25 protein-coding genes are annotated in these 25,757 nt (G+C 71.4%); 7 read left to right on the forward strand and 18 right to left on the reverse strand.

The window, feature by feature from the left end:
- Nucleotides 1-60 precede the first annotated feature (60 nt).
- Nucleotides 61-4,134 carry a helix-turn-helix domain-containing protein gene (locus ABIE67_RS21970; protein WP_370260047.1) on the reverse strand — a complete coding sequence of 1,358 codons (4,074 nt, stop codon included), beginning with the start codon at nucleotides 4,132-4,134 and terminating at the stop codon, nucleotides 61-63.
- 256 nt (nucleotides 4,135-4,390) lie between these two features.
- Here ABIE67_RS21970 and ABIE67_RS21975 point away from each other — a divergent pair, with 256 nt between their 5' ends.
- Complete coding sequence (locus tag ABIE67_RS21975; protein WP_370260049.1) at nucleotides 4,391-5,671, forward strand: acyltransferase family protein; 1,281 nt, start codon at nucleotides 4,391-4,393, stop codon at nucleotides 5,669-5,671.
- A 129-nt stretch (nucleotides 5,672-5,800) separates the two neighbouring features.
- A complete protein-coding gene (locus ABIE67_RS21980; protein WP_370260052.1) occupies nucleotides 5,801-6,787 on the forward strand; it encodes an alpha/beta fold hydrolase in 987 nt (328 codons plus the stop codon).
- A gap of 246 nt (nucleotides 6,788-7,033) precedes the next feature.
- Here the strand turns inward: ABIE67_RS21980 and ABIE67_RS21985 are convergent, their stop codons facing one another.
- Complete coding sequence (locus tag ABIE67_RS21985) at nucleotides 7,034-7,381, reverse strand: winged helix-turn-helix transcriptional regulator (protein WP_370260056.1); 348 nt, start codon at nucleotides 7,379-7,381, stop codon at nucleotides 7,034-7,036.
- Between the two features lie 51 nt (nucleotides 7,382-7,432).
- On the opposite strand from ABIE67_RS21985, the gene ABIE67_RS21990 reads away from it, so the two are divergent.
- Complete coding sequence (locus ABIE67_RS21990) at nucleotides 7,433-8,326, forward strand: NAD(P)-dependent oxidoreductase (RefSeq protein WP_370260060.1); 894 nt, start codon at nucleotides 7,433-7,435, stop codon at nucleotides 8,324-8,326.
- Here ABIE67_RS21990 and ABIE67_RS21995 read toward each other — a convergent pair.
- Both ABIE67_RS21995 and ABIE67_RS22000 read right to left on the reverse strand, forming a co-directional pair.
- Entirely contained in the window at nucleotides 8,286-8,813 is a 528-nt protein-coding gene (locus ABIE67_RS21995) for an HAD domain-containing protein (RefSeq protein WP_370268806.1), read from the reverse strand. The genes ABIE67_RS21990 and ABIE67_RS21995 overlap by 41 nt on opposite strands.
- 32 nt (nucleotides 8,814-8,845) lie before the next feature.
- On the reverse strand, nucleotides 8,846-9,493 hold the full coding sequence (locus ABIE67_RS22000) for an RraA family protein (RefSeq protein ID WP_370260065.1): 648 nt from the start codon (nucleotides 9,491-9,493) through the stop codon (nucleotides 8,846-8,848).
- A 180-nt stretch (nucleotides 9,494-9,673) separates the two neighbouring features.
- On the opposite strand from ABIE67_RS22000, the gene ABIE67_RS22005 reads away from it, so the two are divergent.
- Nucleotides 9,674-10,516, forward strand: a complete 843-nt coding sequence (locus ABIE67_RS22005) for a nitroreductase/quinone reductase family protein (protein ID WP_370260069.1) — start codon at nucleotides 9,674-9,676, stop codon at nucleotides 10,514-10,516.
- A gap of 32 nt (nucleotides 10,517-10,548) precedes the next feature.
- On the opposite strand, the gene ABIE67_RS22010 is transcribed toward ABIE67_RS22005, so the two are convergent.
- The 8 genes from ABIE67_RS22010 to ABIE67_RS22045 all read right to left on the reverse strand — a co-directional run bounded on the left by ABIE67_RS22010 (nucleotide 10,549) and on the right by ABIE67_RS22045 (nucleotide 18,999).
- Nucleotides 10,549-12,615 (reverse strand): AAA family ATPase, encoded by a 2,067-nt coding sequence (locus ABIE67_RS22010; protein ID WP_370260073.1) that lies wholly within the window; start codon nucleotides 12,613-12,615, stop codon nucleotides 10,549-10,551.
- A gap of 41 nt (nucleotides 12,616-12,656) precedes the next feature.
- The gene (locus tag ABIE67_RS22015; protein WP_370260075.1) at nucleotides 12,657-13,298 is read right to left on the reverse strand and encodes a TetR/AcrR family transcriptional regulator; all 642 of its coding nucleotides are present in this window, start codon (nucleotides 13,296-13,298) and stop codon (nucleotides 12,657-12,659) included.
- Between the two features lie 10 nt (nucleotides 13,299-13,308).
- Nucleotides 13,309-14,061: an HAD family hydrolase gene (locus ABIE67_RS22020; protein ID WP_370260078.1), complete on the reverse strand. Its 753-nt coding sequence runs from the start codon at nucleotides 14,059-14,061 to the stop codon at nucleotides 13,309-13,311.
- Nucleotides 14,051-15,268 carry a phosphotransferase family protein gene (locus tag ABIE67_RS22025; protein WP_370260080.1) on the reverse strand — a complete coding sequence of 406 codons (1,218 nt, stop codon included), beginning with the start codon at nucleotides 15,266-15,268 and terminating at the stop codon, nucleotides 14,051-14,053. The genes ABIE67_RS22020 and ABIE67_RS22025 overlap by 11 nt, the downstream gene beginning before the upstream one ends.
- A gap of 98 nt (nucleotides 15,269-15,366) precedes the next feature.
- Nucleotides 15,367-16,239 (reverse strand): winged helix-turn-helix domain-containing protein, encoded by an 873-nt coding sequence (locus ABIE67_RS22030; RefSeq protein WP_370260082.1) that lies wholly within the window; start codon nucleotides 16,237-16,239, stop codon nucleotides 15,367-15,369.
- Between the two features lie 199 nt (nucleotides 16,240-16,438).
- A complete protein-coding gene (locus ABIE67_RS22035) occupies nucleotides 16,439-17,182 on the reverse strand; it encodes an HAD family hydrolase (RefSeq protein WP_370260084.1) in 744 nt (247 codons plus the stop codon).
- Entirely contained in the window at nucleotides 17,179-18,075 is an 897-nt protein-coding gene (locus tag ABIE67_RS22040; RefSeq protein ID WP_370260086.1) for a GntR family transcriptional regulator, read from the reverse strand. Before ABIE67_RS22040 ends, ABIE67_RS22035 begins: the two co-directional genes overlap by 4 nt.
- Nucleotides 18,076-18,120: 45 nt before the next feature.
- Nucleotides 18,121-18,999, reverse strand: a complete 879-nt coding sequence (locus tag ABIE67_RS22045; RefSeq protein ID WP_370260088.1) for a winged helix-turn-helix domain-containing protein — start codon at nucleotides 18,997-18,999, stop codon at nucleotides 18,121-18,123.
- A 186-nt stretch (nucleotides 19,000-19,185) separates the two neighbouring features.
- Here ABIE67_RS22045 and ABIE67_RS22050 point away from each other — a divergent pair, with 186 nt between their 5' ends.
- Complete coding sequence (locus ABIE67_RS22050) at nucleotides 19,186-19,374, forward strand: hypothetical protein (protein WP_370260090.1); 189 nt, start codon at nucleotides 19,186-19,188, stop codon at nucleotides 19,372-19,374.
- 35 nt (nucleotides 19,375-19,409) lie between these two features.
- On the opposite strand, the gene ABIE67_RS22055 is transcribed toward ABIE67_RS22050, so the two are convergent.
- Entirely contained in the window at nucleotides 19,410-20,333 is a 924-nt protein-coding gene (locus tag ABIE67_RS22055) for a winged helix-turn-helix domain-containing protein (RefSeq protein ID WP_370268808.1), read from the reverse strand.
- A gap of 175 nt (nucleotides 20,334-20,508) precedes the next feature.
- On the opposite strand from ABIE67_RS22055, the gene ABIE67_RS22060 reads away from it, so the two are divergent.
- On the forward strand, nucleotides 20,509-20,688 hold the full coding sequence (locus ABIE67_RS22060) for a hypothetical protein (protein WP_370260092.1): 180 nt from the start codon (nucleotides 20,509-20,511) through the stop codon (nucleotides 20,686-20,688).
- Between the two features lie 177 nt (nucleotides 20,689-20,865).
- Here the strand turns inward: ABIE67_RS22060 and ABIE67_RS22065 are convergent, their stop codons facing one another.
- Nucleotides 20,866-22,158 (reverse strand): GNAT family N-acetyltransferase, encoded by a 1,293-nt coding sequence (locus ABIE67_RS22065; RefSeq protein WP_370260094.1) that lies wholly within the window; start codon nucleotides 22,156-22,158, stop codon nucleotides 20,866-20,868.
- A gap of 191 nt (nucleotides 22,159-22,349) precedes the next feature.
- Nucleotides 22,350-22,973, reverse strand: coding sequence for an aerial mycelium formation protein (locus tag ABIE67_RS22070; RefSeq protein WP_370260096.1), 624 nt, complete (start codon nucleotides 22,971-22,973; stop codon nucleotides 22,350-22,352).
- A gap of 159 nt (nucleotides 22,974-23,132) precedes the next feature.
- Between ABIE67_RS22070 and dtd the strand changes: the two genes are divergently transcribed.
- Nucleotides 23,133-23,558, forward strand: coding sequence for a D-aminoacyl-tRNA deacylase (gene dtd, locus ABIE67_RS22075; protein ID WP_370260098.1), 426 nt, complete (start codon nucleotides 23,133-23,135; stop codon nucleotides 23,556-23,558).
- Between the two features lie 37 nt (nucleotides 23,559-23,595).
- Here the strand turns inward: dtd and ABIE67_RS22080 are convergent, their stop codons facing one another.
- From ABIE67_RS22080 to ABIE67_RS22090, 3 genes are read right to left on the reverse strand one after another with little or no spacing between them, the layout of a single operon-like run.
- On the reverse strand, nucleotides 23,596-24,561 hold the full coding sequence (locus ABIE67_RS22080) for a folate-binding protein YgfZ (RefSeq protein WP_370260102.1): 966 nt from the start codon (nucleotides 24,559-24,561) through the stop codon (nucleotides 23,596-23,598).
- A 10-nt stretch (nucleotides 24,562-24,571) separates the two neighbouring features.
- Nucleotides 24,572-25,009, reverse strand: coding sequence for a Fur family transcriptional regulator (locus ABIE67_RS22085; RefSeq protein WP_217205547.1), 438 nt, complete (start codon nucleotides 25,007-25,009; stop codon nucleotides 24,572-24,574).
- 49 nt (nucleotides 25,010-25,058) lie between these two features.
- Nucleotides 25,059-25,634, reverse strand: coding sequence for an FABP family protein (locus tag ABIE67_RS22090; protein WP_370260105.1), 576 nt, complete (start codon nucleotides 25,632-25,634; stop codon nucleotides 25,059-25,061).
- Nucleotides 25,635-25,757 lie beyond the last annotated feature (123 nt).

Genomic DNA, 25,757 nt, shown 5'->3' on the forward strand with positions numbered 1-25,757 from the left:
CGACCCAACGCGGGGCCACAGTCAGCGGCAACAGTCAGCGCCCGGAGGATCGGTGAGGCCCTACCGCGCGGACGGCCGACAGCCGGTCTCGGCGGACTGGTCGGGCAGGTAGCGGGACCGTTCCCGCGGGGTGAGGGCGGTGCCGACGGCCGCGCAGACGGTGCGGATCGCGCGGGCCGGGTCGGGCAGGTCGACGTCCCACAGACCGACGGAGCTGCCAGCGCCGACGGCCAGGGTGCGGCCGTCCGGGCTGAACGCCAGTGCGGCGGGCGAGCGGACCGGCAGGGTGGTCCGGGTCCGGCCGGCGGCGAGGTCCCACAGCCGGACTCCGCCGGCGGTGCCGGTGGCCAGGGTGCGTCCGTCGGGGCTGAAAGCCGAGGGCCCGACTTCGCCGGGGGCACTGAAGCTGTCCTGGAGCTGACCGGTGCGCGCGTCCCACGTCTTCACGGATCTGCCGCTCGTGGTGGCCAGGGTGTGCCCGTCCGGGCTGAAGACGAGGGACAGCGGGGCCCGGGCGCCCGGCTCGATGGTGTGCTGTGTGCGGCCGGTTGCGGCGTCGAGGAGGGTGACGCGTTCGTCGTCGGCCCCGACGCTCACGACGGCGAGTGTGCGGCCGTCCGGGGTGAACGCCATTGCCCTTACGGGTCGGTCGTGGCTGGTGTGGACGGTGTGCAGTGCGCCGGTGGCAAGGTGCCAGATCCGCACCGCCCCCTCCCGGCCGATGAGGGCGAGCCGCGTCCCGTCGGGGCTGAAGGCCGCCTCGTCGACGGTGCGAGAGGAGCGGCTCTGGCGCAGGCGGCCTGTGGCGACATCCCGGACCTCGATCACCCTGGTCACCCCGTTCTCGGCTTCCCTCGCGGCCAGAGCGCGCCCGGTCGGGCCGAACCCCACGGCCCCGAGGCGGACAACCGGGAGCGGCAGTTGCTCTCCCTGGAGTGCCGGGTCGGTGTCGAGCGGCAGTGTGGCTTCGCGATCGCCGGTACCGGCGTCCCAGAGCTGTACCGACCCACGGCCGGGCGGCCGCCCATGGCGGACCGTGCCCACCGTTCGTCCGTCCGGGCTGAAGGCCATGCCGGCGACGGCCGTGCCCGCATCGCCCCGCAGAGTGGTGCGCGGCCGATCGGAGGGCAGGCGGTGGACGCGGAGGGCGGGATCCAGGTTGCTGCTGGTGACGAGGGTGCGGCCGTCCGGGCCGAGGGCCACTGACATGGCGCCTCGTCCGTGATGACCGGCGGTCACGGTGGCCCGCGCTGTGCCGGAGGCGGTGTCCCACAGGCGCACGGTGTCCCCGGGGCCCGGAATGGCGAGGGTCCGCCCGTCCGGGGCGAAGGCCACCTCGTGCAACCCACCGGCGCCGTCCCTGATGGTGCGTCGGACGATGCCGGTGGCCACCTCCCGCAGTTGCACCGAACCATCGGGGCGGACAGCCGCGTATGTCCGGCCGTCAGGGCTGAAGACCACCGAATCGCCCTCGATTCGGCTGTCGCGGGCGGTCCGGGTGCGGCCGGTGGCCACGTCCCACACGCGCACCCGTCCGTCGCGGCTCACCGCGGCGACGGTACGTCCGTCAGGGCCGAAGGCGACGGCCTCCGGATCGGGGTGGCCGGTGAAGCTGTGCCGCTCGCGGCCGGTGGCCACGTCCCACACCCGTACGGCCGCCGGGGAGGAGGCCGCCACGGTACGACCGTCAGGGCTGAAGTCCAGCCCGCGCACCGCACCGTCGGGGACGGCGAAGGTTCTGAGTTTCCTGCCGGTGACCGGATCCCACAGGCCCAGCCGCACGCCCGTACCACCGGCGGAAGCGACAGCTAGGGTGTGGCCGTCGGGGCTGAACGCCATGACTTCGCCGCTGGTGTCGCGGCCGGTGGTGAACGTACGTCGGAGCTCACCGACCGGCAGGCTCCGGATCCGCACGGTGCCGTCCGCGCTGTGGCCGGCGACGGTGTGTCCGTCCGGGCTGAGGGCGAGGGACGTCACGGGTTGGGTGCCGCCGACCAGGCGCTTGCGCAGCGGTAGCGCGGCGGCGGCGTACAGGGCGGCGGTGGCCTCGCGGGTCGGGCTGGTGCGGTAGGCGTGGACGGCGAGCAGTGCGGCGAGGTCGGGGTCGGAGTCCCGCAACGCACCGGACTGGGCGGCCAGTTGGCGTGACTGGGCAAGGTGCTGGGCGCTGACCGCGCTGTGCCACTGCCGTACGGCGAGACCGGCGGCGACAAGGGCAAGGCACAGGGCGGCGGTGACCGCGGTGAGCACCAGCCGGTACCGGCGGCGGCCCTTCCGCTCGTCCGCGCGGCCGGCGTCGAGGAAGGCGCGCTCCACGTCGGTCAGGTCCTCGCGCGCCGCGCCGCCGAAGTGTTCCCGGGCGGCGACGAGCCGGCTTCCCCGGTACAAGGCGCCCTGTTCCCGGCCCAGTTCCTGCCAGGCACGGGCCGCTTCGGTCAGGTTCCGGTGCACACGCAGGCGTTCACGGTCCTCCTCGATCCACCCGCGCAGCCGGGGCCAGGCCGTGATCAGGGCCTCGTGGGCCAGCTCGACCGTGTCGCCGTCCAGGGTGAGCAGCCGTGCTCGGGCGAGTGCCTCCAGCACCTGGGCGGTCTCCTCCGGGCCGGTGCCGGGCAGTTCCGCGCGCTCGACGGAACGGCGGGTGTCGGGGGTGCCGTCACCGGGGGCGATCAGGCGCAGCAGCACCCGGCGGGCGGCGGCGGCCTGGCCTTCGGTGAAGCGGCCGTAGACCCTCTCGGCGGTCTTGGCGATCGCGCCGTCCAGGCGGCCGGCCGCCTCGTAGCCCGCCATGGTCAGGGTCTTGCCGCGGCGCAGGCGCCAGGTCTCCAGCAACGCGTGGGACAACAGCGGCAGCCCGCCCGGCGCATCGGCGACCGCCTCGACCAGCCGGGCGGTGAGGGCGCGTTCCACGGCCAGTCCGGCGGCCGTGGCCGGCTTGACGACGGCGTCCCGCAGTTCCGCCGGGCTCATCGCGCCGGCCAGCAGGTTGGCGTCGCGCAGTCCGTCGGCCAGGTCGCGGTGCTCGGCGCAGCGGCCGTAGAAGTCGCCGCGCACCGCCAACAGCACCCGTAAGCGGCTCTCGGGCTCCCGGGCGGCCAGCAGCAGGTCGATGAAGCGGGCCCGCTCGGCGGCGTCGTGGCAGAGGGTGAAGACCTCCTCGAACTGGTCGACGATCACGAGGGTGTCCCCTCCGGCACCGCCGCCCGGCCCAACGCCGCCGCCCCCGGGTGCCGCGGGGGTGAGGAGGGGGGCGTGGGTGCGGGCGGGGTGTTCCCCCGGGGTCAGGATCCGGATCGCGGCGATTGCGGCAGGACGGCTGCTCAGCGGATCCGGATCCGGATCCTGCGCCTGCGCCTGGCCCTGGGCGTGCCCGTGCGCCCGAGCCCGGACCGGAGCCTGGCCCTGCCCCTGCCCGTGCGCCTGAGCCCGGACCTGAGCCTGGCCCTGCCCCTGCCCGTGCGCCTGAGCCCGGACCTGAGCCTGGCCCTGCCCCTGCCCGTGCGCCTGAGCCCGGACCGGAGCCTGGCCCTGCCCCTGCCCGTGCGCCTGAGCCCGGACCGGAGCCTGGCCCTGCCCCTGCCCGTGCGCCTGAGCCTGGCCCTGCCCCTGCCCCTGCCCGTGCGCCTGAGCCTGCCCCAGGGCGTGCCCTCGCCGGAGGACGGGTATCAGGCCGGCCCGCAGCAGGGAGGACTTGCCGCTGCCGGAGGGGCCGAAGACCGCCGCGAAGCGTCGGCGGCGGAGCAGGTCGACCAGGTCGGCGGTGAGCTGTTCCCGGCCGAAGAACAGGGCGCTGTCACCGGTCTCGAACCGCGCCAGCCCGCGGTACGGCGCGACTGATCCGTCGTCGTCCCCAGAGCCGTCACCGGCGGACTCCGCCAGCGCCTCCTGCCACCGGGCCTCCCATTCCGCCAGGTCCCCACCGCACGCCTCCGCGTAGGCCAGGGCCACCGGCAGCGTCGGCAACTGCTCACCGGCCGCCGCCTGCGACAGCGTGGTCACCGAGTAGCCCGCCCGCCGGGCCAGCGAACGGTAGGTGATCCCGTCCGCCTCCGCCCTCAGCTTGCGCAACTCGAACGCGAACCGCTGCACCGGACCCGCCGCCGGATCCACCGGCACCTCACGACGCCCCGCCACGCCCTCACCCCTCCAGCCGCCTCGGTATCAGCGCATCCCGTTCATTGTTCGGCTGCCGGAACGGTACTGCCGAACAATGCGCCGGCCGCTGAACTCGGTGCTGAGAGCGGATGCGAGTGCCTCCTGGGCCCAGCCGCTGCGCGGGGCGCGCCTGCCGGCGGACCACGCCGGCCACCCCCCTCCCCCATCCCTCGCCCCTCCCCCCCCCCCCCCCCGCGAGCCCAACTCCCCTCACCGAACAGGACCCTGCCTCCGCATGGAATCCCCACCCCTCGTCCCCGCCGCACGGCTGGGCCGGCTGGACGCGTTACGCGGCGTCGCCGCACTCGTCGTGGTGTTCGACCACTCGTCGTACACCTTCCTGGCGGACTTCCGGCGGGAGTTGATGCCGCAGTTCAACACCAGCCGCTACGGCATCATGGTGTTCTTCCTGGTGAGCGGCTACATCATCCCCGCGTCGCTGGAGCGCCGGGGCTGCGTCCGGACGTTCTGGATCGGACGGATCTTCCGGGTGTACCCGCTGTGGGCGGCTGTCGTCACGGTGTTCCTCACCCTCCAACTCCTGGGCATCGCGGAGGTGCGTGACTTCGGTGGGCAGAGCGCCGCCACCGTGGCTGTCGCCCACGCCACCCTGCTCCAGGAGTTGCTGGGGACCCCCAATCTCCTTCTCGTGCTGTGGACGCTCTCGTACGAGATGTCCTTCTACCTGCTGGTCGTCGCTCTCTTCACGGTCCGCCTGCACCAGCGGTCCGCGGCGGTCGCCGTCCTCCTGGCCGTGCTCGCCGCGCTGAGCGTGACGGCGGGGGCCGTGCTGCCGGTGTCCGCCCTGTCCGGCACGGTCGGCACCGGTCCGCTGATCGTGTCCGCCTCGATCGCCATCGGGGTCGCCATCTGCTGTGCGAGCGCCAGGTCACCGGTGCTCCGGGTGTTCGGGGGCGTTTTGGGCGGGGTGCAGGCGCTCGCCCTGGTCCTGTTCAACGGCACGGTCCCGCTGTGGGAGGGCTTGGTGATCCTCGCCGTGATGTTCCTCGGCACCGCCCTCTACCGTGCCGAGAACGGTCAGAGCACGTGGCGGTGCGCGGCGGGCACCGCCGTCGTGGTGGTCGTCTGTGCCGTGGGGTGTGCGTACCGGTACGGCGACGGTGACCACTTCACCCGGCGCGGCTGGATCGTCGCCTTCCTGCTGGCTGTCCTCACCTTCGGCGCCGGACTGGCGGCGCGCCGCCGGCGCATACCGCGGCTGCTGACCGGCCTGGGCACGATCAGCTACTCGGTCTATCTGGTGCATCCGGTACTGCTGGCGGTGATCGACGGCACGATCGGCCGACGGCGCCAGGACGATCTCGTGCTCGAAGTGGCCTTCTTCGCCGTGCTGCTGCCCCTGTGCGTGCTGACCCACCGCTCCATCGAGGCGCCTGGCCAGACCTGGGGCCGCGGGCTGGCACATCGCATGTGGCCACCGTTACGACCGCCCGCCTTGCCGAATCGGCAAACGAACTCGTCCTCCCGGCACGGCCCTCCGCATGATCGGGGTTGAGGCAACGGAACGTCGGCAGGGGGCCGTCAGACGCACGGCAGGAGACCTCAGACGCACGGCAGGGGTACCTCAGGCGCACGGCAGGGGCCATCAGACGCACGGCAGACCGACAGTCCCGGAGGAGGACGTATGTCGCAGTCACAGCACGCGGCGGAGATCACACATCGGCTGGTCTCCTCACCGGCAGGCCGAATTCACCTCGCGGAGCAGGGATCCGGGCCACTGGTGCTGCTCGTCCACGGCTTCCCGGAGTCCTGGTACTCCTGGCGCCACCAGCTGCCGGTACTCGCGGCGGCGGGATACCGCGCGGTCGCCATCGACGTCCGCGGCTACGGCCGCTCCTCCAAGCCGGCCGCGACGGACGCGTACCGGATGCTCGACCTGGTGGAGGACAACGTCGCGGTGGTGCACGCCCTGGGCGAGGAGTCGGCCGTGGTCGTCGGCCACGACTGGGGCGCGCCGATCGCCGCGAACTCCGCCCTGCTCAGGCCGGAGGTCTTCCGGGCCGTGGGACTGCTGAGCGTCCCCTACACCCCGCGCGGCGGGCCCCGTCCCGGCGACGTCTTCGCCCGGATGGGCGGGGACCAGGAGTTCTACGTCTCGTACTTTCAGGAGCCGGGCCGCGCCGAGTCCGAGATCGAACCCGATGTACGCGGCTGGCTCGCGGGCTTCTACGCGGCCCTGTCCGCCGACACCATGCCCCCACCCGGCACTCCCGATCCGCACTTCGTCAGCGGGGCCGGGACGCTGCGGGACCGGTTCCCCGTCGGCCGCCTGCCCGTGTGGCTCGGCGAGCGGGACCTCGACGTCTACGCCGGGGAGTTCGAACGGACCGGCATGACGGGAGCCCTCAACCGCTACCGGAACATGGACCGGGACTGGGAGGACCTCGCCGCGTACGACGGTGCTCCCGTCACCCAGTCGTCCCTGTTCATCGGCGGCAGCCTGGACGCGTCCACGACCTGGCTGGCCGACGCGATCAAGGCGTACCCGGTCACACTCCCGGGCCTGGTCTCCTCCCACCTCCTCGACGGCTGCGGCCACTGGATCCAGCAAGAACGCCCCACCGAAGTCAACGCCCTCCTCACCGACTGGCTGGCCACCCTGCCTGCCTGACGCACTCACGCCGATGAGGCGGGACTTCCGGAGGAGCGGGGTGGGGAGCCGTTCCCCCTCGTGGTGCCAGGGTTTCCGGGAGGAGCTGGCGCGGTCGTAGCCGCACCCCGCCGATACCCACTTTTTTGTGGGTACTTGGCAGCACGCCACCGCCGTCCGACCCTTGATGTGGGTGATCGACGGGGCGCCGGACGCGCCGCCCGGTCACCGGACGGATTCGTACGGCGGACGGAGGTGGCGTTCAGGTCAGGAGACCGGCTGGGCCCCGGTCAGTCGCTCCAGGCGGCGATGGCCCCAGTCGGAGAGCGGGCCGAGCGCCTCGGCCAGGTCGCGGCCGAAGTCGGTCAGCGAATAGACGGTCTTCAACGGCAGCTCGTCGTACACCTCACGGTGCACCAGACCGTCCGTCTCCATCTCCCGCAGCGCCTGGGTCAGCACCTTCTCGCTGAGGCCCGGCAGCCGGCGGCGCAGTTCCGCCGGGCGGAGCGGGCCGGACTCCAGCAGCCAGAGCAGTGACGTCTTCCACTTGCCGTCGATGACGACGAGCGCCGCGGTCACCCCACAGACATTCGGATCATGGCGCCGTTGCGACATTCCCCCACCCCTTTTGTCATCAATTATCGCCACCCTACAGGGAGTTGAGTCATGCCCACCCACGACCACGAGTCCGCCGTCACGGTCATCGGTCTCGGCCCGATGGGCCGTGCGCTGGCCGGTGCGTTCCTGGACGCGGGCCTGCGCGTCACGGTCTGGAACCGCACGCCGGGGCGGGACCGCGAGCTCGTCGACCGCGGTGTCACATCGGCCGCGTCCCCGGCCGAGGCGGTCGCCGCCAGTCCGCTGACCGTCGTCTGCGTGGTGAACTACGACGCCGCCGACGCCGTCCTGCGCCAGGACGCCGTCACCGACGCGCTCAAGGGCCGTACGGTCGTCAACCTGACCGCCGACACCCCGGCCCGCGCCCGGGACGCGGCCGACTGGGCCGAGGCGCACGGCATCCGCTATCTGGACGGCGCGATCATGACGCCGACCACGGCCATCGGCAGGCCGGAGGGGGTGTTCATCTACAGCGGCTCCGCCGAGCTCTACGGCGAGCACCGACCGGTCCTCGACGCACTGGGCGGCACCCACACCCACCTCGGCGAGGACATCGGCCGGGCCGCCGGCTACGACATCGCCCTGCTCGACATCTTCTGGACGGCCATGTCGGGCTACGCACACGCCCTGGCCATCGCGCGGGCCGAGGGCATTACCGCACGGGAACTGCTCCCCTTCGCGCAGGGCATCGGAGCGATCCTGCCGCCGCTCTTCGAGGAGTTCGCCGGCGACGCCGACGACGCCACCTACTCCGGCGAACTCAATCCGATCACCTCCGGCGCCTCCTCCATGGCCCACATCATCGAGGCCTCCGAGTCCCACGGCATCGACGCGGGCGTGATGCGCGCCGCCGAGGGACAGGCCCGCCGGGTCATCGGGCTGGGCCACGGCACGGACGGGGTCACCCGGGTGACCGAGGTGCTGAGCCGCCACCTGCGGTGATCCACTCCCTCAGAAGGGCGAAGTCCCGCTCGGTCAGGCCGTAGCGGTGGTCGACGCGGAGGAGGAGGGCGGGCGAGGGGTGGTGACCGGCCACCCAGGCCCGGTCGGCCTCGCTGATCTCGTCGTCGATCCAGACGAAGGGGCGCCCGGCGGCCCATGCCACCAGGGGCCGCGTCTTCCCGTGCGGACCGCGCGGCCCGAGCCGGGGTTCGTCGTCCTCGTCCGGCCACTCCACCAACGGCAGCGGGGGCAGCCCGAGCCAGGGCGCGAGGCAGACGTTCGCGTCGTCCCGCCAGGTCGTGGCCCACACCAGCTCACAGCCGAGCGCGGCCAGCCCGGCCAGGCGGGCACCGAGGGCGGGGTCGACGCGGGAGAGCAGGGGGTGGGCGGCCGTCCCGGGGAGCGGTTGGGCCGCCTCGTACACCGGGTACGGGCGGTCCGCCCCGAAAGGGATCAGCGTCCCGTCGACGTCGAGGAAGACGAGCATCGAAGACGACGATGGCATCAAGGCCACCGAACTCAGCCCTCGAACCCGCCCTCAGACCCGCCCTCGAACCCGCCCTCGGCCAGGATCTTGTCGATACGCGCCCGATGTGCCGTCTCCCACTCGTCGAGGGACTCGGCCGCCTCCTTGGCCAGTCTGGCCCGGGCCGCCGCCAGGGTCTCCTCCCGGCGGGCCGCGGGTACGACCACGACGCCCTCCTCGTCGGCCACCACGATGTCCCCGGCGTCGACCGCCACACCCCCGCAGCTGACCCGCTCGTTCAGCGGTCGTACGGCCGCCTTGGTGCCCGGGATCGGGATGACGCCCCGCGCGAAGACCGGGAAGCGCGCCTCGCGCACCTCCGCCAGGTCGCGGATCACCCCGTCGGCGACGAACGCGGCGATTCCGCGGCGCTGGGCGACGGCACAGACGTTGCCGCCGGCCAGGGCGTGGTCGAGATCTCCCGACTCCACGACCACGACCGAGCCGGCCGGCGCCCGGTGGATGGCCGCGTGCAGCATCAGGTTGTCGCCGGGCGGGCACGACACCGTGTACGCCGGGCCGGCGACGCGCGGGACGGGACCCCACAGCGGGCGGATACCGACGCCCATCACCTGTGCTCGGCCCAGCAGGTCGGCGAGCGTCGTCGTGGGGATCTCCTGGAATTGCGTGGCGGTGGTCATGGGACGGACGGTACCGTCTGGCCCATGACTGCCGGGTCGGCCTTGTGCCGTGAGCGAGTTGGGTGTTGCCCGGCCTCTGAGTGAGGCCGCGGCGGCGGGCCAGGAGCCCGCCTCTCTTTTCTCTTCGCCTTTCCCCTCCGTGCCCTCCGCACGGAATCCAGCGACAGAGAAAGAGAGAGAATGCCCCACGATTTCAATCAGCAGGTCATAGCGGAGTTCCGCGCCAACAACGGCCGCGTCGGCGGCTACTTCGAAGGCGCCCGGCTCCTTCTGCTCACCACCACCGGCGCCCGCACCGGCCGCCCGCACACCACCCCCGTCGGCTACCTCCCCGACGGCGGCGACCGCGTCCTGGTCATCGCCTCGGCCGCGGGCGCCCCCAAGCATCCGGCGTGGTTCCACAACCTCCTCGCGAACCCCCGGGTCACCATCGAGAGCGGCGCGTTCACCTATGAGGCGCGGGCCGAAGTACTCCAGGGCGAGGAGCGCGACCGGGCGTTCGCACGGGCCGTGGAGGCGGATCCGGGCTGGGCGGCGTACCAGCAGAAGACGCAGCGGGTGATCCCCGTGGTCGCCCTGCACGAGATCGCCCAGGACGGTCCCCCGAACATCAACGCCTCCTCCATGGGCGAGGCCATCAAGGTCGTCCACGACGCCTTCCGCCGCGAACTCGCCCTGATCCGGGAGGAGATGACCGTGGGCAACGGTACGACCCTCGGCGCCCAGCTCCGCGTCAACTGCCTGACCTTCTGCGCGGGCCTGCACAACCACCACACCGGCGAGGACCTCGGCATGTTCCCCGTCCTGGCCGACCGCCACCCCGAGTTCGCGCCCGCGCTGGCCCGGCTGGGCGCCGAGCACGAGCGGATCGCCGGGCTCGTCGAGGACCTGCGCCGCGTCGTGTCCGACGAGGACGTGGACCCGGCCGCCGCCCGCGCCGAGGTGGAGCGCCTCACGGCCGCGCTGGAGGCGCATCTGACCTACGAGGAGGAGCAGTTGGTCCCGCTCCTCGACGCGGCGTAACGGCCCACGGGAGGCCGCCGCGGCCCGGACCCTCACCACGGCAACGGCCTCCCGTGCACCACCTCCAGCCCCGCCACCGCCCGCGTCACCACCACATACAGCCGGTGCAGCCCCCGCTCCTCCGCCTCCACGATCGCCGCCGGCTCCACGGCGACGACATGGTCGTACTCCAGCCCCTTCACCACACTCGCCGGTACGACGGTCACCCGCTCCCCCGTCTGGTCCGCGCCCCCCGCCTCGATCCCGGCCGCCCGCAGCGCCTCCGTCACCTGGTCCACGTCCCCGTCCGCCGCGACGACCCCGACGGACCCCTCCCGGCCCAGCGCGTCCCGTACGGCACCCACGACCGCCGCCGGCAGATCACCGTCGGCCTCCCGGACCCGCAGCTCCCCGTCCCCCCGCAGCGAACGGGCCGCCGGCACGGCCACCTCCAGCCGCTCCAGCAGCCGGTTGGCCAGCGCCAGCACCGCCCGGGGCACCCGGAACCCCGTGGTGAGCGGTACGACCACCGCGTCCGGCTTCCCCAGATGCCCCAGCACCGTCTCCCACGACCGCGCCGCCCACGGGGTCGTCCCCTGCGCCAGGTCCCCGAGCACGGTCACCGACCCGAAGGCGGCCCGCCGCGCGATCGCCCGGCACTCCATCGGTGACAGGTCCTGCGCCTCGTCGACGACGACATGGCCGTACCCCTTCGGATGCTCGATGAGCCCCGCCACTTCGTCGAGCAGTACGAGATCGGCGGCCGACCAGCGCGCCGACCTCCACGACCGCGGCGGCTTCGCCCACAGCAGCGCCCGCTGCTCGTCCGCGTCCAGCAGCCCGTCGGCGGCCTCCGCCAACACCGTCGGCTCGCGGAGCAGTTGAGCCACGACCTCCTCGGGCCGCACCCGCGGCCACACGGCATCGACGTACGCCCCGACCGCCCGCGCCCGCGAGATCCTCTGCACCCACGCGGCACTCTGCGGCCCGCTCCGCCGCTCGGCCTGCTCCTGAACGAGCCGCACCACCCGCGTACGCACCCGCTCCCGCCCGACGGCGTACGGCGGCTCCTCGGCCCGCACCCCCGCGACGATCCGCAGCAGCCTGTCCTCCGACACCCGCCACCGGTACGAACCGTCGGGAACGGCAAGGGAGTCCACCCCCGCCTCCCTCTGGGCACGCACCCGCGCGTACAACGCCCGCCGCAGCACCTCCGCCATCCGGACGTCGTGCTTGACGACGGCGGCCCTCTCGTCGTCGGTCCCCGTGACCGGATGCCGGGCGATCTCGTCCCGCAGCGTGGACTGCCGTACGCCGGTCTCGCCGAGGGCGGGCAGCACCTCGGAGATGTACGAGAGGAAGGTCCGGTTGGGCCCGAGGATCAACAGGCCGCCTCGGCGGATGCGCTGCGGGTGGGTGTAGAGCAGGTAGGCGGCGCGGTGCAGACCGACAGCGGTCTTTCCGGTGCCCGGGGCGCCCTGCACGCACACGGAGAGGGTGAGGTCACCTCGTACGAGCTCGTCCTGCTCGGGCTGGATGGTGGCCGCGATGTCCCGCATGGGCCCGACGCGGGGCCGTTCGATCTCCCGCGCGACGATCTCGCTGGTCCGGGACTCGCCCCGGTCGAGGTGCTCGTCCTCCAGGCCGGTGAGATCGGCGGAGTCCCCGCGGCTTCCCGGCGCCCAGCCGAACCGTCGCCGTACGGAGACGCCCTGCGGGTCGCGGGCGCCGGCCTGGTAGAAGGCGCGGGAGACGGGGGCGCGCCAGTCGACGACGAGGGGCGGGTCGGCGGGATGCTCGCTGATCCGCAGCCGCCCGATGTGCAGCGCCTGATGCCCGCCCGCGCCGAAGTCCAGCCGCCCGAAGAACAAGGGCCCTTCGGGCAGCTCGTGCATCGCCTTGGCCTGGCTGCGCAGCTGGTATCCGAGGACCTCGGCGTCGGCCCCGGAGGCGGAGGCGTTCTCGCCGATGACGACCTGTTCGTCGGCGCCGTCGATCATGCCGGCGAGGGCGGTACGACAGCGGTCGTGGTGGGCGCGTTCCTGGATGAGCGCGTCGCGGAGCGTGCGGTGGGGGGCGTGAGGGGAAGCGGGGCTGGAGGCGGGATCGGGTGGCGTCATTCCATGGAGCGTACCGAAATAACGTAACCGAGTTAAATTTTTTACTCAGCCTCAGTTCGGTGGGCGACCAGCCCCGGCAGCCCCGCCTCCAGCAGCTCGAACGCCCGCTCGGCAGCGGCCACCGCGTCCCCCCGCACCTCGGCCACCCGCTCCCCCGCCGCGATCCGCCGCCAGTTCTCCTGCGCGAGGATCCGCTGCACGGCGACGATCTGCCCCGCGGCCAGCCGCGCCTCCAGCCCTCCGCCGAGCGCCTCGGCGAGCGCGGCCTCCGAACGCTCCAGATAGCCGAACATGCGGGCGACCAGCGAAGGCGTCCCGTACAGCAGCGCCTGGTAGGCGAGCACCTCGGGATGGTCGTTGAGCCCCGTGACGGGATCACACCGCTCGAGCCCGTCGAGAAAGTGCCGACGCAGCGCCCGCACGGGCGAGGGCCCCTCCCGTACGACCCGCGCGGCCTCGTCCTCGTGATCGGCGAACCGGTACAGGACCAGGTCCTCCTTCGTCGGGAAGTACCGGAACAGCGTCGGCTTGGAGATCTCTGCCGCGGCAGCGACATCGGCGACGGACACCGCGTCGAAGCCCCTCTCCAGGAAGAGGCGGACGGCGGTGTCCGAGACGGTCTGGTACATCCGCTGCTTCTTGCGTTCACGGAGGCCGGTCTCGGCGGTGCCTGGCTTGCTCATGCGGGCGAGCCTACGGTCCGGCGGTGCCCGCGCCGGAGTGCCGGCGCGACGCGGTTCCGGGCCTCGCGACCAACGGCAGATACGAACCGATCACCACGGAAGCCCCGGCGTCCCGCAGCCCCTTCACCTTGCGGGCGTTGCGTCCGTAGCCGATGAAGCGGACGCCGGCCCGCTCGGCCGCCCGCACGTCCGCCCCGGTGTCCCCGATCATCACGGCGTCCTCGGGGGCGCAGCCCAGACTGTCCAGCGCGCGGAGCACGACATGGGGTTCCGGTTTCATCAGACCGGGGTCGGTGCGGCCGTGGACAGCGGCGAAGCACCCCCGCAGCCCACGGAGCTCGAGGTGGCACCGGGCCGCCTCGGGTGCGTTGTTGGTGACCACGGCCAGTCGCACATGCCGTTCGGCCAGGCCTTCGATGAGGACGTCGGCGTACGGGGTGTGCCAGGCGCGCCGTGCCGCGTCCACCTCGCCCGCCGTCAGGCTCTCCTCCATCAGGTCCAGCAGTTCCGCCACGTCCCGCTCCCGCCGCGCCCGGTGCACCGCGCGCAGCACCACATGGGGATCGATGGCCCCTCGCTCCCCTGCCGTCAGCAGGTCCTCGGCACCGAACTTGGCCACGAGGGTGCGCAGTTCGTCGGCCAACGACGCCGACGCGCCTCTCGGGAAGAGCCGGCAGATCGGCCCGTCGAAGTCGAAGAGCACACACCGCGTGGCGGTGAGCAGGTCCCGCACGTCCGTGGCGTCGGCGAGGTCAGCGGGCATGCGTCTCCATCCGAGGGGCCGCCTCCGGGTGCGCGACGGCGTTCGGCGGGGAACCCAGGACGTCCGGGCCGGTGAGGCCATCCGGGACGACGTCCGCCTCCCGCCGCTTGCGGGCCGCGTCGGCCGCCTGCCATCGCCGCAGCGCGTCCATGGTGTGCCGCACGTCGGGCACGTCCACGAGCGCCAGCGGCTCCCTGGCCCGGTGCAGCGCCCTGCGGATGCGTTCCGCCGCCTCGGCGAGGTCCTCCTCGGCCGGGCCCTCCGGGAGAGCTAGAGCCGCGCGCATGATGTCGGGGAACACCGACTGCGCGTACTCGAAGCGGAGGTACACGGCCAGGTCGTGGTCGAGGCCGACCGTCATGTCCGCGTGGTTCGCGCCGCACATCGCGTCCCGCCACATGCGGACCATCAGCTCGTGCTCCGCCTTGTCGTACGCCATCCGGACCAGATGGGTCGCGAGGTCGTGCAGGGGGTCGCCGTACAGCGCGAGCTCCCAGTCGATGACCGACAGACGGGCACCTTCCTCGTCCTCGACGACCAGCACATTGGCCCGGTGGACGTCGGTGTGGACGAGCGCGAACGGACGCGGGCTCAGCTCGGGCACCGAGGTCATGAACCGTTCCACCACCTCGCGCGTGACCCCCACCGCGTCGAAGAGTTCGCCGAAACTCGGCCGATTGGCCTGGTGCACCTCGACGTCGGTGAACCGGTGGAGCCAGGACAGGAAGCCCCGGCTGTCCCCGTCGTCAGGCCAATCGGCGGGCAGCGGCGGCAGATCGTCCGAGCGCACGTCGGCCAGACGGGCGAAGAAGTCCGCCAGAGCGGCGAGGCGCTCGCTGCCGACGGGGCCGTGGGGAACCTCGTCGACGAGCGCGAAGCCCGCCAGATAGGTGTGCAGCGACCATTCCCCGAAGTCCGCCAGACAGCGGGGCACTCCGCCCACGTGCCGGCCCACCGCCCGCAGTACGTCGCCCTCCCGGGGCCAGATCCGCGGCACCACCTCGACGGTGGGCAGCGGCGTGCGGAACTTGGCGAGGTCCCGCCCGGACCGCAGGCCCAGCAGGAACGCCAGTGGCTGCCCCACTGCCGCGATGCGATTGGTGTTGTGATGGCCGGATACCACCGTCCCGACCGGACGGTGGCGCCGCGCCTCCGCGAGGTATCGCACCAGTGACTGGTGCGCTCTGCGGGGCAGAGGGTGCGACATGAGCGCGAAGGGTAGTACGCATCGTGATCGTTCTCACTTCGTGTCACTATTTGGACAGCCTCCGATCACTCTCGGTACGGACCCGGCCCCGTCGGCGGTCAGTCGGGAGCGCTGTCCGGTTCACTCAGGAACGTCCAGTACGACTCGAACGAGTTCACCAGGCCGTCGAACTGCTTGCGCTCCTGCTCACGGCCGGAGTCCGCGGTGGCCTCCGAGAGCTCCAGGCGGTCGCCGCGCACGTCGTACGCGGGGACCAGGGACCCGTCGTCGAGTTCGATATCGGTTTCGGCCACCACGTACGAGGCGAACAGCACCTGTGAGCCATTGACGATGTAGAGCTTCTGCGTGGGGGTCAGCGGCACGCGCCGGACCTCCACGGCGGCGTCCACGCCCGCGGCGGACAGGTCCCTCACCAGCCCGCCGACCTGCTTGCCGAACCGGCGGGCCATCCCCCGCCAGCGCTGCCAGACCCGCGCGTCGTCCGGCGCCACCGCGCGGGGAAAGGCGGGCCGCCTGGCCTTGTCCTCGGTCGGCAGCAGCATCCGTATGCGCACCTCCCGAGGTGCGCGCGCGTTCCCGCTGCAGATCAGGTCCACCGGGCGGGTGAGGTTGTTGACCAGGTTCTCCGAGGTGAGCGTGAGCGTGTCCAGGGTGACCCGAGGCTTCCGGAAGGCCTCGTCGATCACCGCGGAGAGCACGGGGGTGGCCGTCGCACCGCCCTGACCGGACGACCCCGCCCGCAGTACGCGGCTGCCGCTGCCCTGCCGGGTCTCCAGCCACCCCTCCTCGGCCAGCGTCTGGAGAACCTTCCGCAGGGTGTCCCGGCTCACGCCGAGCTCGCCGATCAGGTCCCGCTGGGGCGGGAGGAAGGTGCCCACACCGTACGTACCGTTCGCCAGGCGGTTCCGCAGTTCCGTTTCCGCCTGCTCGGACTTCTTCCCGCCGCCCTGCCCGCTCGCTGAGGTAACCACCCTCAGAACGTACCTCTCCTCGGCCGCCGTCACACCACTTGCAGTCAACTGCGGCTTGCCACTGGCGGATCAATTGGACCGATGATTAGCAATCTTCGGAGCAGGGAAAGTCCAATTCAGAAGAACTAGTCCAATTGGCCTACTAGTTGTCGACCGGGGAGGGATCATGTCGGCAGACCCGCCGGGTGCCGTTCCGGCCTCACAGGGCGCGCACGACCTCCAGCAGCGGCAGCAGCGAGTCCACGATGCCGAGCGGATGGACGCCCGCCTCCGTCAGCACCTCGGCCTTCTCCGCACTGCGCGCATACCCCAGGAACCGGACGCCGGCGTTCTTCGCCGCGCCGAAGTCCGACAGCGTGTCACCGATCATCAGCGTGGCGCCGGGCTCGGCCCCCAGGGACCTCAGCGCGTGGTTCAGCGTCTTGGGGTGCGGCTTGATGAACCGCAGGTCCGAGGTGCGGCCGTAGATGTGCGGGGCGAAACAGCCGAGGGTGCCCCGGGTGGACAGGTACTCCTCCACGGAACGGGCCGAGTTGTTGCTCGCTATGGCCAGCCGGGTGCCCCGCGCCGCCAGGGTGCGGATCAGGGGATCGGCGTACTCCGTCGGCATCGCCTTGGGAACGGCCTTCAGCTCGCCCTGGGTGAGCAGCGCCTCGAGGGCCACCACCAGGTCGCTCCGCTGCGGCTGCCGTGCGGCCACGGCGTACAGCACCCCGTGCGGGTCCGGCCGGTCGCGCTCCTCCTCGGTCAGCACGTCCAACCGCCCCTGCTTCTCCAGCCATTCGACCTGGTCGCGAGCCACGCGCTCGGCGGGGTGCCCGGCGAACAGCCGGCAGATCGGGCCGTCGAAGTCGAAGATGACGTACTTCGCTCTGCCGATCAGCTCCCGCAGGGCCTCGGCCTGGCCCGGCGACGGCTGCGTCTGTCGTGTATCAGAGGTCATTCAGAGAGTGTCAGATCAGTCGCGATCGTTTCCCAGAGCGCGTTGAACCATTTCTGCGACTCCTCGACGAAGGCCCCGTCGCGGCCGCCCCTGCTCCTGGCGAACGAGAAGAGCATCGCCTTATGACCGCTCACGTCGTAGGTCTGGATCTCACCGCCCGCCGTCTCCCTCGGCCGCTCACCGACCTGGTAGTAGCCGAACACCGCCTCCTCCCCGTTGAGCAGGTACAGCTTCGCCGGTGTCGTGAAGGGGAGTTCCTTGTAGGTCACGCGGACGTCGCCGACCCGGTTCTCGCCCTCCCTCGTCAGCCTCTTCAGCGTGCTGCGCAGCACCCGCAACTGGCTGTCGCGCTGGTCCATCAGCTCCTCGTGCATGGCCTGCGCCCGCGAGGAGTCCTCCTCTTCGACCGGCACGGGAAAGGCGAGGGAGAGGCCGCGGGCGGGCACCAGACAGCGCAGCTGGATCGACTCGGGGCGCAGCCGGCCCTGGTGGATCAGCCGGAGCGGTTCGGCGAGCGCCAGGATCAGGGTCTCGGCCGTGAAGCAGAGGACGTCGACCAGCACCTCCCGGGCCTCGAACGCCCGCTCGAGGCAGGTGTGCAGGATCGCGATCGTCTGCTGGGGTGCGTCGGGTTCGGGGACCGCCTCGGCGACCCGGGGCGGGCTGCCCTTGCCCGCGTTGCTGAGCAGTCCGTCCTGCTGGAGGATGCGCAGCGCCTGCCGCACGGTGCCGCGTTCGACACCGAACTCGGCCGCGAGCTGTGCCTGGGTCGGCAGCTTGTCGCCCTTCTTGAGTTCACCACTTCGGATACGGCCCCGCAGGGTGTCCGCGATGTCCTGAGGCGACCCCTTGTTGCTGCCGGTCACTACGTCGTTCTCCTGGGTCAGGTGCATGGCTGTGCGGTGTCCGCGGACCGGTGGGGCATGTCGAGTCCTCCTTCAACTCAGGTTCAGGTCTGTGGTGATGGTTTCCCACAGGGCGTCGAACCACTTCTGGGACTCCGTCACGAACGCGACGTCACGCCGGCCGGCCGCCTTCTCGAAGGAGAAGAGCAGGGACTCGGTGCCCAGGACGTCGTACACGTCCGTGGGCCCGGACTCCAGGGGCCCCTCGCGGCGGCCGATCATGTAGTAGGAGATCAGCGCCTCCACGCCGTTGAGGAGGTACAGCTTCACCGGCGGGGTGAAGGGCAGGGCGCGGAAGGCGACGTGGACGTCGATGCCGTGCGAGTAGCGCAGCGCCTGGAGGTTGTGACGCAGGACCTGCCCCTGGGCGTTGCGCCGGGCCAGCCAGTCCTGGTGGACCGGGTCGTCGTCGCTGTGGCCCTCGACCGAGATGGGGAAGGCCAGGTTGATGTCCCGGGACGGCAGCAGGATCCGGGCCTCGATCGACTCGGGGTGCAGGCGGCCCTCGTGGATCAGGCGCAGGGGTTCGCTCAGGGCCAGCATCAACGTCTCGGCGGTGAGGCAGGCCGCGTCGATCCGCACCCGCGGGGCGGCGAACGCCTCCGCCAGCCGTGGGGCCAGTGCCACCATCGTCGGCTGAGGCTCCTCCCGGGTGGGCGTCGACGCGGCGATACGCGGCGGGCTGCCCTTGCTCACATTGCTGAGGAGCCCGTCGTCCTGGAGCGCGCGCAGGGCCTGGCGCACGGCACCGCGCTCCACGCCGAACTCCTCGGCGAGCTCGGCCTGGGTGGGCAGGCGGTCACCGGCCCTGAGCTCCCCGGTACGGATGCGCGCACGCAGGATGTCGGCGATCTCCTGGGCCGAGGGTCTTCCGCTGCCGTTCACCACCACGTTCTCCTGGGTCACGACCAAACGCTACAACTTCCGTCCATCTACGGGGAGTTGTCCGGAGGTTGTTTATGAATAGCTGCCAAGTGGGGACAACTTTATTAGAGTTGGTGACCAACTCGATCAAGTTGGCAGACTCTTTGCCTTCTTGTCGCCCAACCCCCGACGCTCCACGCCCGTCCTGTCCGGCAGCCCGAAGGGGGAACGACCGTGCCTGCCATCACCTTCGTCTTCGCCGTCTTCGTCATCGGCTTCGAGCAGCTCGTCCAGTGGAAATACGGCCCGATGGGCATCATCGGCCTGCTGCTGCTCACCATCGGCCTCAAGGCCAGAAGCCCGGCCCTCAGCTCCGTCGGGGCCCTGGTCCTCGCCGCCCTGGTCACCCGCCCCGCACTGTGACCTGCGCGTACCCACGTCAGCCGCCGTGCGAGGAGTCAGGGCGTGAGCACCAGCTCCGAACTGATCGTCTCCCACAGCGCGTTGAACCAGAGGTGCGACTGCTCCACGAACGTCGTGTCGCGCAGCCCGGCGCCCTGCTCGAAGGCGAACAGCATCGAGCGGGTGCCCTCGGCGTCGTACATCTCCAGCTGCTCGTGGTCCACCTCCTCCTCGCGGCGCGTGAGCGTGTAGTACGCGAAGAGCGCCTCCACGCCGTTGAGGAGGTAGAGCTTCACCGGGGGCGTGAAGGGCAGGGCCCGGAAGGTCACGTGCACGTCGATGCCGTGCGAGGAGCGAAGGGCCAGCAGGTTGTGCCGCAGCACCTGCCCCTGCGCGTTGCGATGGGCCAGCCAGCGCCGCTGCAGCCGGCCGTGCTCGGCCGGGGCGTCCACCGGGGTGGGGAAGGCCAGGTCGATGTCCCGGGACGGCAGCAGGACGCGGACGTCGACCTTGGCCGGTTTCAGTTCTCCGGCGTGAATACGGCGCAGCGGTTCGCCGATGGCGAGGGTGAGGGAGACCGAGGTGAGGCACAGGGCGTCGATCTCGACGTGGGGCACCGCGAACGCGGTCGCTATGCGCGGCGCCAGGGCCGCGGTGGTGGGCATCGGCGGGGCGCCGGGGCCGGCCGGGACCAGGGCGGCCTCCGGGCCGGGCACCGGGGCCACCGTGGCCGGGCTTCCCTTGGAGACGTTGGTCAGCAGGTGCTCCGACTGCAGGATGCGCAACGCCTGCCGTACGGCACCGCGCTCGACGCCGAACTCGTCGGCCAGCTTGGCCTGCGTGGGCATGCGCTGGCCCGGCCGCAGCACTCCGGACCTGATCCGCGTGCGCAGCTCGTCGGCCACCTGGACGTGTGTTCTCTGTGGCCGCTGTGTCCTCTTCCGTCCGCTGACGGAGGCGTGTTCCGGGTCCACGACCAGAACACTACAACTTCCCGCCATCTTCCGGCAGTTCAAGGGTAGATGGTTATGAGACGCTTCCAAGTGGACATAAGTACAGTGAAGTTGGTCGCCAACTTAGGCAACATGGTCAAACTTCCTGAGGGGTTGGCCACCAGAGTCGGTTCTGTCGAGCATCGTCCCTTAGGAGGACGGCATGCCGCTGATCTACCTCGCCGTCGCCGCGCTCGCCATCGGATTCGAGCAGCTCGTCCAGTGGAAGTTCGGGCCGATGGGCTTCATGGCCTTCCTCGCGCTCTCCATCGGCATCAAGGCCAAGAACACCATGATCAGCGGCATCGGGGCGGTGATCCTCGTCATGCTGCTGGCCCAGTAGGGACCAAGTTCGGCTGATCGGGCTCCCTTCCGGAGGGGAGCCGGGAGCCCGGTCGGTCAGCACAGCCACAACTTCACATCGACAACCGAACATCGCTCGCACAGCCACAACTGAACAACAACCACAACCGCACAGCTCGCTACGGATGAGCAGACCCGTCGTCGACACGGAGGAGGTTCAGAACATGTCCGGGCACCAAGGCCGCCTGGACGTTCGCAGCAGGGCGTCGGCCACCGAGGCGGCGCCCGCTCGCTCTTCCCGCACCCGGCCCAGCGCGGCGAGCCGCACCGCGGACTCGTCGCCGAGCCAGAGGCAGCCCAAGTCGGCTATGTCGAGGGTGAGTTCGGCGGCGGCCGTGGTCGGTGTGCACGAGGCCCCGTCCGCGGACGCCTCCAGCCGGTACCGCCCGCCCGTCAGCCCGCCCCCGCTGCCGTCCCCGCGGCCGTCCCCGCCCCGGTCCACGACCTCGATCACCAGCGCCCCCTGCCCCTCGTAGGTCCGCGCCTCCAGCGCCCGTACGACGTCCAGGATCCGCACCCACAGCCAGTCCGCGTGCGAGGTGACCGCGGCGGCCCGCGGATCGGGCAGGAAGAAGGGCAGCAGGTCGTCGGGGGCCCGCCAGCCGCTCTTCACCGTCATGACCCAGTCGATCGAGCACAGATAGCGCCACAGGGCGCGCTCGGCGTCCGAGGTCGCCGCGATCAGCCACTTGACGCTCGCCGTGTTCAACGGCTGCTTCTTGCCCTCGCTCCAGTGGTCGTCCGCCGTGTACGACACCAGTCCCTCGACCTCGCCGCCCGCCGAGCGGTACACGGCGAAGAAGGGCTCGGTCCACGGCGTCCTGTCCAGGCGCAGCACCCCCGTGCTGACCAGCCACCACCGCTCGTCCCGGTTGACGGCACCCGGCTGTGCGCGGCGCACCCGCTCGTACAGCTCCGGGCCGATCTTGCGTACGTCCGCCCCGTCCACGATGTCGATACGGCCGCCGTCCTCGGGGCCGGCCCACCTCGGGTCGAGGCCGGTCCGGGGGACGTCGACCGTCCACTGGGTCGTCCAGGTGGCGGGGCCGAAGCCGTAGCGGCCGTAGATCGGGTACTCGGCGGCGATCAGGGTCGCGACGACGTCACCGCGGTCCTTCGCGGCCGCCAGGTCGTGGGCCATCATGCGGGTAAGCAGGCCGCGGCGGCGGTGGGTGGGGGTGACGGTGACGTTCGAGACGGCGTCGGCGGGGACGGGGGCGCCGCCGACCGCGGTGATCTCCTGGGCGAAGGAGCGGAAGGTGGCGACGCAGCGGCCGGCGTCGAAGGCGCCGAGGGTGCGGGCCGGGTCGATGTACGAGCTGCGGTCCGCGATCTCCGTCTCGGAGACGTCGGGGGTACGCAGGAAGCCGGTGTTCAGGGCCCTGATCCAGTCGGGGGTGTCGGCCTCGGTGATCGGGCGGACGTCGATGTGGGTTTCGGGACGGCTCATGGGGCCACGGTAGGGGGCGGGCGGCCGGGGGTGCTCCGAATTTCTCTCGCCCCCGCCGCCTCTACCCGTCCCGTCCCTGAAGGGGCTCCGCCCCTTCGACCCCGCCAGGGGGCTGCCGCCCCCCTGGACCCCCGCTGTCGGCCTACGGCCTCGTCCTCAAACGCCGGACGGGCTGAAAGATCCGTCAAGCGCTACGTCAGCAGGTCCTCCACCAGGGCCTCGCCGTCCCGGTAGCGCCGGGCGATCTCCCCGCTGCAGTCGTCCGCCGTCCGCTGGAGGCGTTGGCGGCGTCGGGACACCTGCTGCTCGTAGCTGACGAGCCTGCCCATCGCGGTTTTCAGTTCGACGTCCGTGCGTGCCTCCAGGTCCGACAGTTCGACCTCGGCCAGCATGTCGGCCGCCAGCCGCCGGTACTCCTCGCTCTGCGGGGTGCCCAGCGTCACATGCCGGGCGGAGGAGCGGTGGCGGGCCGGGGCGTCGGTCAGGATCTCCGAGAGACGCTCCACTACGGACGCCGCGCCCGCCGGGGAGCGCCGCGCGAGCTCGGCCCGCAGGATGTCGATCCGCCCCTGCAGCAGTCGCCGTACATAACTCAGGTCCGCCTCGTCCCGCTGGGCGTCCCGGCGCACGGTGCGCAGCTCTGGCAGGCTGAGCCCGGTCAGGTCCTGCTCGGGTGGATCCGCGGGCAGCCGGGGGTCCGCTCCCGGCCCCGGATCGTCCGCGGTGCGCTGTGTGGGCGGCCGAAGGCCGGCCGGCTGGCCCGCGTGGTTCAACACGACAGCCCCAGGGGGCTGCCCGGTACTCGGTGTGCTCATATGCCTCTACCGTCCCCTCGACCGGCGTGTGGAAGCATGGTGCCATCCCAAGTGGCCGCTATGTGACCGAGTGCCCACGAACAGCCCCAGATGGGGCCTTAAGGATCAAAAAAGAGTCCCCCTTCGAGGAGATCTCACCGCTCACGGCATGATGGCCGCATGCGAGCTGTGGTGCAGAGGGTGGACGGCGCGAGTGTCGTCGTGGACGGGGAGACCGTCGGCGAGATCGTGGGCGAGGGGCTGTGCGTGCTCGTCGGTGTCACACACGAGGACACCAAGGAGAAGGCGGCCCAACTCGCCCGCAAACTCTGGTCGATCCGCATGCTGGACGACGAGAGGTCCTGCAGCGACATCGACGCCCCGCTCCTCGTCATCAGCCAGTTCACCCTCTACGGCGACGCGCGCAAGGGACGCCGGCCCACGTGGAACGCCGCCGCCCCCGGCGATGTCGCCGAGCCGCTCGTCGACGAGGTCGTCGCCCAACTCCGCGCCCTGGGGGCGACGGTGGCGACGGGCCGGTTCGGCGCCAAGATGCGGGTGGCGCTGACGAACGACGGCCCGTTCACCGTGCTGCTGGAGATCTGAGGTCCAGGACAGGACCTCAGGGCTCGGAGTCCAGGGCTCAGGGCTCTACTACGACCTCCTGCGCCGCCGCCGTGTCCCCCGCCACCAGCGGTGCGTCCACCGGGACGTTCCGCTTGACCAGGGCGAGCGCGACCGGGCCCAGCTCGTGGTGCCGTACCGACGTCGTGATGAAACCGATCTTGCGGCCGTCGGGGCCCTCGTCGGCCAGCCGGATCTCCGTGCCGGGCGTGGGCAGGTGGACCTCGCTGCCGTCCAGGTGCAGGAAGACCAGCCGGCGCGGCGGCTTGCCGAGGTTCTGGACGCGGGCGACCGTCTCCTGACCGCGGTAGCAGCCCTTCTGCAGATGCACCGCGGTGCCGATCCAGCCCAGCTCGTGCGGGATCGTACGGTGGTCGGTCTCGAAGCCGAGGCGCGGGCGGTGGTGCTCGACGCGCAGTGCCTCGTACGCCAGGAGCCCGGCCGGGGGGCCCGCCTTGCCGGCGTACGACTCCAGGTCGGCGCGCGGGAGGAACAGGTCACGGCCGTACGCCGTCTCGCGTACGACGGCGTTCTCGGGGACCTCGGCGATGGACCCGGCGGGCAGGTGCACGACCGCGAACTCGTCGGTCCGGTCGGCGACTTCGACCTGGTAGAAGAACTTCATCGACTCCAGGTACGCGATCAGCGCGTCCTGGGTGCCGGGCTCGACATGGGCCCAGACCGTCGCGCCGTCGTCGACCAGGTACAGCGCGTGCTCGATGTGGCCGTGCGCGGAGAGGATCAGCGCCTCGGTGGACTCGCCCACCGGGAGGTCGCTGACGTGCTGGGTGAGCAGCAGATGCAGCCAGCTCAGCCGGTCCTGGCCGGTGACGGCGACGACTCCGCGGTGCGAGAGGTCGACGAAACCGGTGCCGTCGGCGAGGGCGCGCTGCTCGCGGAACAGATCGCCGTAGTGCGCGGCGACGCCTTCGTCCACGCCCTCGGCGGGCACGGCGCCGGGCAGGGTCAGCAGGGGGCTCTTCATATGCCTAAGCCTACGACTCGGTAGTTGAACTCTTCAGGGAGCAGTCCTTGCAGCGGCCGAAGATCGCGAAGTGCTTCATGTCGGTCTCGAAGCCGAAGGTCCGGCTCAGCTTGGCCGTGAACTCGGCGGCCACCTGGACGTCCGCCTCGATGACGTTCTCGCAGTCCCGGCAGACCAGGTGGAGGTGATGGTGACGGTCGGCGAGGTGATACGTCGGCGCACCGTGCCCGAGATGGGCGTGGCTGACCAGCCCCAGCTCCTCCAGGAGCTCCAGGGTGCGGTACACGGTGGAAATGTTGACCCCCGACGCCGTCTTCCTCACTTCCACGAGGATGTCGTCGGGGGTCGCATGCTCCAGGGTGTCCACAGCTTCGAGGACAAGCTGCCGCTGCGGCGTCAGCCGGTAGCCGCGCTGCCTGAGGTCGCTCTTCCAGTCGGTGCTCACCACACCGGAAAGTCTAGAGCCACTCGAAGGGATGCCTACGGAACGAGCCTGCCTACTTGAAGAAGGCGATGCCGTCGTCCGGAAGGTCGTCCGGGAGGGCCTTGGCCCAGCGCTCGACCTCCTCCGGGGTGACGACCTTCTTCAGATGGGCCGACATGTAGGGGCGCAGCTCGACCTCGGGGGTCTGCTTCTCGCCGACCCACATCAGGTCGCTCTTGACGTAGCCGTACAGCCGCTTGCCGCCGGTGTAGGGGCCGGAGGCGGCCGTGCGCGCCACCGCGTCCGTGACCAGGTCGATCTGGGGCTTCTTGTCGGCGAGCTCGCCGTACCAGATCTCGACGACGCCGTCGTCGCGGACCATCGTCACCTCGACCTTGCGCTCGGCGTCGATCCGCCAGAAGCCGTGCTCGGACTCCAGCGGCCGCACCTTGTTGCCTTCGTTGTCCAGCACCCAGGTGTGGGACCGGTACTCCAGGAAGTCCCGGCCGTCGTGCGTGAAGGCGACCTCCTGCCCGAAGTTGCACTTCTCGGACCCGGGGAAGTCGTGCACGCCCGCGCCCGCCCAGTTGCCGAGCAGAAAGGCGAGGGGGACGAGGTCCTTGTGGAGGTCGGACGGGATCTCGATCATGAGCAGCTCAGAAGTCTCGTACGTCGGTGATGGCGGTCAGCGCTGGCCCTGGTACAGCTTCTTCACGGTCAGCCCGGCGAAGGCGAGAACGCCGACGCAGACCAGGACCAGCAGGGCTTCGAA

The sequence above is a fragment of the Streptomyces sp. V4I8 genome, from assembly GCF_041261225.1.
Lineage (GTDB): Bacteria > Actinomycetota > Actinomycetes > Streptomycetales > Streptomycetaceae > Streptomyces.